The sequence below is a fragment of the Aquimarina megaterium XH134 genome, assembly GCF_000520975.1.
GTDB lineage: Bacteria > Bacteroidota > Bacteroidia > Flavobacteriales > Flavobacteriaceae > Aquimarina > Aquimarina megaterium.
In genome coordinates this window covers 134,410-145,053 of record NZ_JACB01000035.1, presented here as the reverse complement: position 1 = coordinate 145,053, position 10,644 = coordinate 134,410, and the positions used below count along the sequence as shown (strand labels likewise).

Here is a 10,644-nt window from a genome sequence, read left to right as displayed (position 1 = left end):
GGAGAAGTAGAAGACTATACGGTCAACCTGGGGAACCGCTCGAATGAGCAGAATAGTGGAGATCTATTAAGAACGTTTACAGAAAACTCTCTTAACAATATTAAATTACATCCTAACCCTGTAAATGCTCAACTTAACATAAAGATTTTAAAAGGTAGGTTTGAAAGAATCACCATATTCTCTTCTACTGGTACAATTGTAAAAGAGATTAATCCGGAAATTGATTCTTTATCCATAGATGTATCTAAGTTTACTTCAGGAATGTACTTTGTACGATTCGTTGAAAACGGACTGGCGGTAACCAAAAGATTCATAAAGAAATAACCAAGTAAGCTTGTTTTTTTACGATAATAACTACCTGAAAATTTATAAAAAGTATCTTCAAACTTTAATTCATTTTTCAGGTAGTTTTTTGTGGAGTTATACCCCTTTATTCATAGTATTTTAGTTTGTAGAAAAACCAAATTACTATAAAGTAAGAAATCCTTTAAGGAAATCCCGCTCTTCTAAAAAGTTTGAACTCCCTCCCTCGGAGGTCACAACAAGCAAAAAACCACGTCCAAAAGATGTGGTTTTTTATTTTATGGAAACAGCCTGAAGAAATAAATTTTAAGATTTCACAAATCACTTCAAATCGTACTGATAATTCTATTATTGAAATTGATAAAAAAAAACAAAACTACTACCATTGATCGAGATAATTCTTTAGGATTTTGGAATTGGTTTTGGCTGTTTCTTGCTTTAGGAATAGTGATGATTTTGATAACAAATCGAGTTAGGATATTTCGGTTTTTAAAAAACTTAATTAATTAGTTTTAAAAGAAACAAGCCAATAATCTTAGTCAGAAGCAAAACCTACTGAATTTTATACATTGATTTCAACAAATAATTTGAAATCTATTAAATCCCCACTAGATTTGTAAGTGACATAAGAGAAGTATGCCTAATTGGGTATATTCAATTGTTGGGTGTCATTTAATAATACCTAGATATAATAATTGAAAATTAAAAGATGAAAATTGAATTAAATCTACTTGATAACGGTCTTGATTTTATTATTGAAGGTATAAAACCTACAACTCGAATCTGGAAAAGAGATGATTATGAGGGTAGTTGGAAATATTCAGTTTTAAATATTTTTTCAGGGATTCAGCTAATTTTAAAAGAAAGATTAAGGAAAGAACATTGGAGTTTGATTTTTGAAGATGTAAGTAATGCGAAAGAACAGAAGCTTATTCAAGGAGATTTTGTAAGTGTTAATTATAATAATTTGATTAAAAGACTTAAAGGAATAAGTAACATCAATATAAATGATACTCCAATAAATAATTTAAGAAAATTACGAAATAAGTTCGAACATTTTGAAGCCAAAATAGAAATTGAAGAATGCAAACATCTGTTAGCTAGTGCAATTAGAGAATTAATAATATTCTGGAATGAAAACCTTGCAAATTATGCTAATGAAGGTCAGAAAAAGAAATTTGAACAGATAAAGATCCTAACTAATGAATTTGATACCTACGTAACTAAAATGCTCGATAAGAATAAAAGTAAGATTAAGAGTATCGTGGAAAACAAGCAAGGTATTTTAGTTCATTGTGACAATTGTTCAAACCATAGTTTTATGATTTATAAGAGCAAAGAAAGGACTTACGAGTGTTTTGTGTGTGAGTATAAAATCTCCAAAGAGGATTTCCTTAAAAACACAAGAGGTTTTGAGCTGAAAAGAGCAAATGGTCTCTCATTTTTAAAACAAGTTGATTATGAAAAATGTTGTTCGAAATGTAATACTCAAACAAGAATATTAATTATGCCAAGTTATATATTAAAAACAGAAGAATATCAATCGGATTATTTCTTTTGTATAAATTGTCTAGATTATGAAACTCAGAGTGATATTAATTCCCGTGAATTAGAAAAAGAACTTTTAGAACTTGAAAAGAATCACAGTCCAGAAGAGTTTATTGAAATATTAAAAGGTAAAATTAAGCATATCGAAGAGGAAAACTAAAAACGAATGCTCAACATTTTGTATAAGTAATAACATTAAAATGTTAATTATCAAGGTTTGTAGTATGCTCAAACCGTCTATCGGTTTGATAAGAAAGTGCCACAAAATATGCCACTACTCATACAATTTATCGTTAGGAACTAGCTGAAAATAAATGAATTTACTAAGATATTATACCGAAGACGGAGATTTAACGGAAATTAGCATAATTGATATTGAAAATTGGCTTGCTGACCAAACAAAGAAAAACCAACTAGCTGATTTCATTTTCAAGAGGCTCTACTATAGGTATATAAAGCCTTTTGAGTATAGAGCTTCAAAAAAAATAAAAAGTAAAAAATCAAAAAAAGAAATAGATGAATATTCGTTACTTTATAAAAATGGGTTTTCTGTTATGGCAAATTGTTGTCTTCTAATCGAAACAATTGAAACTTTTATAAGAGGTTGGGAAAATTCCAAAAATAAAAGTGAGGCTGTCTTTTTGAAATTTTTTTCACGAGACGAAAATTTCAAAGAATTTGCTATTGATGATATGCCAACGATATTTTATAAATCAATTAGGTGCGGAATACTACATCAAGGAGAAACGACGAATGGTTGGAAAATAACAAGAGGTGATGATATAAAAATTCTAGATAAAGCAAATAAACAGATAAATGCCACTAAATTTCTAGGTCAACTACACAAATCTTTAAATGACTATAAGTGTAAATTAGAAAAAGCAGATTGGAATGATGAAATATGGAAACTGGCGAGAAAGAAAGTTAAAGCAGTGGTGAAAATTTCAAAATCTTAAATCGAAAAATTGAATAAAACCAAGTTCCTTACATTGTAAGTAATCTTTGAAGTAAATCATAATGGGAACAATCGAAATAATTAAAATCCTTAAAGAAACAGTTAAAGATGAAGATCTTACTTTAGACCTAGATCAATACAATCTTGACTTTGAGATATCTCCTGTTGAGTTTATTAAATATGCATATAGCGACTTAGAATCAGAGACAGAACATAAATATGTTAATGCTCTTTCAAATGCTAAAAGAGCAATAGATTCTCAAATTGAGGGGTTATTAAAATTATATGGTTTACATAAAAAATCTAAAAAACAAAATTGGGGATTTCCTAAAAAGTTAGAACCTTTAAATAGAATAGGTATTATAACTCCACAAATTTTAAAAAAGTTAAACCAGCAAAGGAATATATTGGAACACGAATTCATTAAACCGAATAATGAAAAAGTTGAAGATTTTGTTGACATAGCATCATTGTTTATTGAAAGTTCAAATAAAGAAATATTCAATTATCCATATATTTTTGAAGCTTTTCTGAATAATCCTGATAGAGCAGTTTATTGTCAGTTGTTTCCTGAAAAAGGAATCAAAATATTTGTATTTGATTATACTGGATATTGTGACAAAACGGATAGTGGAGGAAAAAAATTTGAACAATTATTTACATCAGAGCACGAAAATTATATTGAATTCTTAAAATTATATAGAAAACACTTTGAACAATTACATTATTAAATACACAACTCAAATATGAAGAAAAATGATTTAAGCTTATGCCCTACTTGTGATATACGTAACATTAATAGCAATTTAAACACAAACCAATGACAAAAAAACTACTTCTTATTGTAATCCTGCTTTTAGGACTTAAAAATTTAAACGCACAAATCGAACAAGTTCCTGGGGACTTTTATGAAGCGAAAGAATATAGCAAGGCTATTTCTCTTTTTAGAGCAAAAACATTTCTGTTTAAAAACGTTTTAAAAACAACAGAAACAGTTTTACAATTTGAGGCAATACCATTAGCTGCTGCAAGTTCTGGAGAATTGACCTCATTATTATATCGTTGTGAATCGAAAGGAAAAGAAGGTCTAATACTCGGTTTTTATGGGGATTACTGGAATAATGCAGGTGTTAGTTACCAAGGTTATGGTTTTAAAAACCTACCTAAAGAAAAAGCAATAGAATTTTTAAATAAAATTGAAAAAGCGATAGAAAAAAACAAAAAGTTCTTACGAGGCAATAACAATAACAATAATATAGTTTTCGATTTTGATGATATGAATGTTTTGATTTGGACAACTTCTGGAAGTTACAGAATACGAGTATATTGGAATGGTTTTGACTCTACTTGGGAGGAAACCTCATATGAAAGGTCAAAAAGAAGATTTGAAAGAAAAATCAACTAATAGAAAATGTTACATCCATATACAGAACTGGCATTGATATTGAATTTATTTTGTTTACGAAAAGTTTACGACATTCTAAACAATTAATTACAAACAACTAAAAATCAAACTTTTAAATCAAAAAATAACTTGATTACAGCTCAAGAGGTCGCACACAAACACGTTAAGTATAATTATGACATCTAGTATTTTTCATAACAAAGAATTTGAAATAAATGGAATTTCTATACCCGAATTTGAATTGAAAAATGGAAGTCTTATACGAATTTATATTCCAAATTTTGATACCGAAAGTTCGCCTTTAGGTTTTGATTTAGCTATTGAACTCATTAAACGTTTTCAAAATCAAAAAACCGATTTCCCCTGGGCAAAAAACTACCGACAACATACAGTCATGAAATTATTAACTCCTTTAAGTGTTGGCAAATACCTGACTAATAAAATGCGGATTGATGAGTCTAATGCAAAAAGAATTGCTGAAGAAATCGGAATTAGTCTAAAAGACAAATTGGAGCATTTGAGTTTTACCAATAGAAAAGCATTAATTATAAAAGCTCTATTTCATAAAAATGATAGTATCATTCTGGATTATTATGGAGTAGATGCTAAAGGAATTGAATTTTTAGAAAGTTTAGTCAATTCAGAAATTGAAAATGGCAAATCTGCAATTGCTTTTGATAGATTAGAATTTAAAGTCGATCAAGAACCATTTCGTAATATTGTACCAATAGAAATAAAAAACTATAGCCTAACATCATAAAACATTAAAACTTTTAGTAGGAAGTGATTACTGCAACTTCATAACACACAAACAGTCTTTCATTAAAGTTTATCATATTTAGAACTATTTTCTAATCTTAACTTTATATGAAAATAAATCAATGTTTACCAGGTATAATTTGCATCCTATTTTTCTCAAATTCGTATTCTCAAACTTCTCCCGAAAAAAATAAACTTGAATTCTCCATAGGCTATAATTTTGGTGCATTAAAAAACCTCGAAATCGCCCCGGTGTCCCGTTATGATTATAATGGCCCTATTTACAAACTAAATTACCAGCGTTTAACCAAAAAGAAAAAAATAGTTGAGGTACAATTAGATTATTTACAATCCGAATTAAAAACAGATCTAATTCCTGCCCTAAATTTAGATTACACCAAAATAGGATTAAGTTTTTCGTCTTTAAAACCAATTTATACCAAAAATAAATTTGGGATTCATTTGGGTTTACAGTCTAATAGTGATTTGTCATTGTATCCTATACCTAATAATTATCAATATATATTAGATCAAAAACTTGGAATAGCCAGTCGATTCTCTTATCAAATTAATGAAAAACACTCTCTATTTTCTAAGCTAACAATTCCTGTATTATTATTTAGAGTTACAAATTCTAGTGCCAATGTGTATTCTTTAGATCGTTATCAAAGTGTGCTCTGGAATATAGGATACAACTATTCACTTTCTAATCACCTCGACATGAAACTTAGTTATGATTTTAATTATGATAGATTACAAATCTCAAATGCTTTCAGAGAGGTTCAATATCAATTAAACTTAGGTATTAAGTACAAATTCTAATGAAGCTATGAAACACGTAAACACAATTGCCTCTATTTTTGTTATGATATTAACTTCTTGTACTGACGCCCTAATTGGTGATGAAGGAAAATTGGATGAAGACATCTACCTAAACTATCAAACAAAAACAGATTTAGAATTGCCTTTTGAAGAAGAATGGTATACATACGTTGGAGGGAGAACACACTTAGAAGGGGGGCATCATTTTATTACTCATGGTAGTGGTCAAAGGTATGCTTATGATATAGGAATAGTAATAGACGGAAGTAGTCATTCTGGAGATGGAAGTAAAAATGAAAACCATTATTGTTTCGGTAAACGCTTAAATGCTCCTGGTGACGGAAAAATAATAGCTTTAGAAAATAATATTGAAGACAATAGAATATCGGGTATCGTTAATGATAATATTAATGATAGTAATCTTGCTGGTAATTATATTATAATAGATCATTTAAATGGTGAATACTCTATGCTGGCACATTTTAAAAAGGGCACTATACTAGTTTCTGTTGGGGATATGGTTACCAAAGGACAAGAAGTAGGTAAAGCCGGAAATAGTGGAAATTCTACCGGTCCACACTTACATTATCATTTACAAAACACGCCAGAATATCTCGACGCAATTGGACTTCCTGCTCAATTTATAAACTATTCTGCTAATGATGCCTTAATAGAAAGAGGCGAACCTGTACGGGGTCAATCTATTAGAAAAAACTAATTCACTGATCGAATTACTAGTGATGCTTAACTGAAAAGCATTAACTTTAATTCTGTAACTAACAATTATACGAGACCGTTGTATAGAATTTGAAAAAAAGCAAGAAAATGATAAGACCATACGTACTGGCAGATACAAATTGGAAACATCTAAAAGATGTAGATTTTGAATTAGCTGTTCTTCCTTGGGGAGCAACAGAGGCTCATAATTACCACTTACCATATTCAACAGATGTAATTGAAGGAACTGCAATAGCCGAAGAAGCTGGGAGAATTGCTTAGGAGAAAGGAGCTAAAGTAATCATACTACCAACAATCCCTTTTGGAGTCAATACCGGACAATCGGATATATATTTAGATATGAACTTAAACCCAAGTACTCAATTTGCAATTTTAAAAGACATAATTGAAGTATTAAACCGGCAAGGCGTTCATAAGTTTATGATTCTGAACAGCCACGGAGGGAATAACTGGAAATCAATAATTAGAGAACTTGGTCTGTTATTCCCTGATATGTTTTTGTGCGTTGGTGAGTGGGTAAAAATTGTTAATCGAAATGATTTTTTTGATGACCCCGGAGATCACGCCGATGAAATGGAAACAAGTTTGATTCTTCATCTAGCTCCAGAATTGGTTCTTCCCAAAAACGACTGGGGTGCAGGAACAGAAAAAAAGAACAAAATAAAAGCGTTTAATGAAGGGTGGGTTTGGACTGAAAGACCTTGGTCTCAGATTAGTGAAGATACAGGAGTAGGAAACCCGAAAGCTTCTACTAAAGAAAAAGGAGCGCTATTTTTTAACGCTGTTTGCGAAAAACTAGGAGATTTATTTGTAGAAATATCAAATGCCGATACGAATAAGTTATATGAATAAACGATATACATTACTGTATAACTAATAAAATGTCATGAAAATAAATTCTAATAGCTCATATTTCAATGAATTGTTTAAACAAAAACTAGAAAGTTTAAAACAAAGTGAGGATTACCACCTGGTCAAAGAATTAATTCCAGAAAATGCAATAGAGGATAAGATAAGAGATTATATAAAAGAAGAATTAACTACTACTTTTAAGGTAGCTCATACACTAATAGAACAAGGCAAATCTGAAAAAGCAAATGCTTTTCTATTTCAATGTATTGGTTCAGATATTCCTCCTTTTATTCCTTCGACCTGTTGGATGAATGGATTTTCTTCTCTTGTATATGATGATGGAGAAATTAAAAAGAAAGGACAATTATTTGATTCTACAGGAGGGTTCGATTTAAAATTATTACACCCATTATACGATACTTTAGAAGATAATGAAGATTTATGGGAAATAGATGTTTATGATGATTTGAAATGGGTGCTAATATTTAAAACCTTTCAACTAATGGCTGAAGCAATTGAGTATACCATACAAAGTGATTCCTTTTCAAAAATACCCATTACAACGCCATTTCATTTTTTAGCAACAGGTGGACATGATGAAAATAAAGAACTTCTCTTATTAATTGAATAAAAAGAAATTGAATTTAAATTAAATTCTGATCAAAATTACAATAGTGAAACACTTAATAATAATCAAAGATTTAGTGTATTACTTTTTTATAAAATAAGTATCTTTGAGATAGGGATAAAAACAAAAAACGACTAAAAAAATAATAGGGCATTATACCCTTTATCTTTTTTAAATCTATTGGAATTTTAACGGTTGATGAATACACAAAAATATATAGAAGATCTACTTAAGTCACATTCATTAAAAAAGACTTCGGCACGAATAGAAATGCTTAAAATATTTCTAAATTATGATTACGCATTATCTGCAAAAGAAATTATTTCTCATATGAAGGTAAGTCATGACCGGGTAACCATATATCGAACGTTAGGCTCTTTTGAAGAGCACGGGATACTGCATAAAGCTTCTGAAGACAGTCATGGTATCAGATATGCGCTATGTAGTCATGAATGCCCCGAAGAAACACATTCTGATGAACATGTTCATCTTATTTGCGAAAATTGCTCACAAACCTATTGCCTGGAAGATATTAAAATTCCAAAAATCAAAGTTTTAGAAAAATTTCTGGCGCAAAAAATAAACTATACAATTAATGGCGTTTGTAATGCATGCCTTTCTAGTTTAAAAGCAACAAATGGATAATCCCTGGAACACTCATTATCATTATTTTGATCAGAAAAAACATCCTCCAGCAGCTACTTTACGTAATGCTCTAGCTCTTTCTCAAAAACTACAAATTAACCCGCAAAACAGGCTGGCTGTTGATTTGGGTTGTGGCAATGGTGTAGATACTTTTGCCTTACTACAGGATAAATGGAATGTCCTTGCTATAGACAAACAAAATGAAGCCTTATTGCGAATTAAGGAAAATACTCCGGATACATACAAACAACAGCTTCAGCTTCGTTTAAATTCTTTTGAAAACATAGATACACTTCCTAACTGCCAACTTATTAATGCCACTTTTAGTTTACCATTTTGTCACCCCGATCATTTTGATACATTATGGAATATTATTACTTCTTCAATATCTAAAAAAGGGATTTTTAGTGGTCATTTTTTCGGCACCAATGATGCCTGGAGTTCTAATCCCGAAATGACTTTTCACACCGAGAAACAGATAAAAACAATGTTTAATCATTTTAATCTTATCCATTGTAAAGAAATAGAAAAACAAGGTAAAACCATATCCGGAAAAGAAAAATATTGGCATGTATTTCATATCGTAGCTCAGAAAAAGTAGGCTATTTACACCTTACACTTATTATTTCTGAAACGCTACTCTTTTAGAAGTCGAACTCAACAGTTTTTTAAGTTCAATAGAAGATAGTATCCATAATACTAATGCATAGATTATATTCTCTACAACAAGCGTATAATATATCCCATTAATACCAAACATTTTTGGGAAAACCCAAATTAAAGGTAGAAACAAAACAATTTGTCGACTTATCGGAACTATACTGGCTAGTTTTCCTTTTCCTACCGATTGAAAAAAAATAATACTACTCGAGGCAATAGGTAATAAAAATAGCACTGCCAAAATACTTCTTAGATTAAAGATTTCATGAGTGTCTAAAACCATATCCGGAAGCATCAATTGGATACAGAATTCAGGAAAAATTAACACAGGAATCATAAAAACCAGTATAAATAAAATACCGCCTATTCTAAATGTTTTTATCGCTTCTATACATCTCGATATATTAGACGCGCCATAATTGATTCCTATTATAGGTTGCAAGGGTTGCAATAGACCTAATACGGGGATTGCCAAAAATGAAAATAACCTAAATGCAGCACTAAAAAAAGCAATATCATGAGCAGTACCATACCATGCTAAAGTTCTAAATAAAAAAAACTGTTTTATAACATTAGACAATTGCATAACAAAAGCAGATGTACCTACACTAATTACATCTTTTATGATGTCTTTTTCAATCTTAATACTAAATTTTCCAGTTGTAAACGATGCTTTTTTCTTAACAAAATAGAGCGAAGTTGCAATCGCATATATAAACATAGATATGATACTACTTAAAGCAGCACCAGCAATATCCATAGAAAAGGTATGAATAAATAAAGGGGTTAATGTAATATTTATTACAACAGACATTATTGTAAATGTCATTGCTTGTCTAATTTTACCTTCGGATCTAATAAGCCCATTAGCAGAAAGGCCATGGATAGTAAAAAATACTCCCAGAATAGATATTTCAAAATAAGAAACCCCATAATCCAGCATAGCTCCTGTAGCCCCCATAAAAGCTACTAATTGTTGAGTAAAAAGCACACCTATAACCATTAATATTATCGAACTTATAAGAGAAAGTGCAATCATATTAGGAATCACCTTTTGTTGTTTTTCTATATCATTGGCACCAATCGCCCTACTCAAAACCGAAGACGATCCAGCTGCAATAAAAACAGTGACACTGGTAATAACCAAGGTGAGCGGAAATAATAACGAAATCCCGGCGAATGCTTCTGCGCCAATAAAATAACTTACATAGATAGCATCTACCAGAGAATTAATAGAAATTACCATCATCCCTAATATTCCTGGTAAAGAAAGTTTAAGCATCAATTTCCAGAGATTATCTTTTAGTATATCTGGTTGTTTCTTCACGA

The 10,644-nt window shown here is 30.4% G+C and carries 12 protein-coding genes and 1 pseudogene; 12 read left to right on the top strand and 1 reads right to left on the bottom strand.

Annotated features, from left to right (window positions below):
- The 12 genes and pseudogenes from Z053_RS0118820 to Z053_RS0118765 all read left to right on the top strand — a co-directional run.
- The coding region (locus Z053_RS0118820) for a T9SS type A sorting domain-containing protein (RefSeq protein WP_025666532.1) at nucleotides 1-324 on the top strand (324 nt) is incomplete at its 5' end.
- 688 nt (nucleotides 325-1,012) lie between these two features.
- Nucleotides 1,013-2,011 carry a hypothetical protein gene (locus tag Z053_RS0118815; protein ID WP_025666531.1) on the top strand — a complete coding sequence of 333 codons (999 nt, stop codon included), beginning with the start codon at nucleotides 1,013-1,015 and terminating at the stop codon, nucleotides 2,009-2,011.
- Nucleotides 2,012-2,165: 154 nt separating this feature from the next.
- Nucleotides 2,166-2,807 carry a hypothetical protein gene (locus tag Z053_RS28915; RefSeq protein WP_025666530.1) on the top strand — a complete coding sequence of 214 codons (642 nt, stop codon included), beginning with the start codon at nucleotides 2,166-2,168 and terminating at the stop codon, nucleotides 2,805-2,807.
- Nucleotides 2,808-2,868: 61 nt separating this feature from the next.
- On the top strand, nucleotides 2,869-3,537 hold the full coding sequence (locus Z053_RS0118805) for a hypothetical protein (RefSeq protein WP_025666529.1): 669 nt from the start codon (nucleotides 2,869-2,871) through the stop codon (nucleotides 3,535-3,537).
- A gap of 89 nt (nucleotides 3,538-3,626) precedes the next feature.
- Nucleotides 3,627-4,211, top strand: coding sequence for a hypothetical protein (locus tag Z053_RS0118800; RefSeq protein WP_025666528.1), 585 nt, complete (start codon nucleotides 3,627-3,629; stop codon nucleotides 4,209-4,211).
- A gap of 175 nt (nucleotides 4,212-4,386) precedes the next feature.
- On the top strand, nucleotides 4,387-4,971 hold the full coding sequence (locus Z053_RS0118795) for a hypothetical protein (protein ID WP_025666527.1): 585 nt from the start codon (nucleotides 4,387-4,389) through the stop codon (nucleotides 4,969-4,971).
- 107 nt (nucleotides 4,972-5,078) lie between these two features.
- Nucleotides 5,079-5,792: a hypothetical protein gene (locus tag Z053_RS0118790; protein WP_025666526.1), complete on the top strand. Its 714-nt coding sequence runs from the start codon at nucleotides 5,079-5,081 to the stop codon at nucleotides 5,790-5,792.
- Nucleotides 5,793-5,799: 7 nt separating this feature from the next.
- Nucleotides 5,800-6,510: a M23 family metallopeptidase gene (locus Z053_RS0118785; RefSeq protein WP_051476095.1), complete on the top strand. Its 711-nt coding sequence runs from the start codon at nucleotides 5,800-5,802 to the stop codon at nucleotides 6,508-6,510.
- 107 nt (nucleotides 6,511-6,617) lie between these two features.
- Nucleotides 6,618-7,382: pseudogene (locus tag Z053_RS28910) on the top strand (creatininase family protein).
- 34 nt (nucleotides 7,383-7,416) lie between these two features.
- Nucleotides 7,417-8,013, top strand: a complete 597-nt coding sequence (locus Z053_RS0118775; protein ID WP_025666524.1) for a hypothetical protein — start codon at nucleotides 7,417-7,419, stop codon at nucleotides 8,011-8,013.
- Nucleotides 8,014-8,208: 195 nt separating this feature from the next.
- Nucleotides 8,209-8,655, top strand: coding sequence for a Fur family transcriptional regulator (locus Z053_RS0118770; RefSeq protein ID WP_025666523.1), 447 nt, complete (start codon nucleotides 8,209-8,211; stop codon nucleotides 8,653-8,655).
- Nucleotides 8,648-9,256 (top strand): class I SAM-dependent methyltransferase, encoded by a 609-nt coding sequence (locus tag Z053_RS0118765; protein WP_025666522.1) that lies wholly within the window; start codon nucleotides 8,648-8,650, stop codon nucleotides 9,254-9,256. The genes Z053_RS0118770 and Z053_RS0118765 overlap by 8 nt, the downstream gene beginning before the upstream one ends.
- Nucleotides 9,257-9,277: 21 nt before the next feature.
- Here Z053_RS0118765 and Z053_RS0118760 read toward each other — a convergent pair whose 3' ends face one another.
- A complete protein-coding gene (locus Z053_RS0118760; protein ID WP_025666521.1) occupies nucleotides 9,278-10,642 on the bottom strand; it encodes an MATE family efflux transporter in 1,365 nt (454 codons plus the stop codon).
- Nucleotides 10,643-10,644 lie beyond the last annotated feature (2 nt).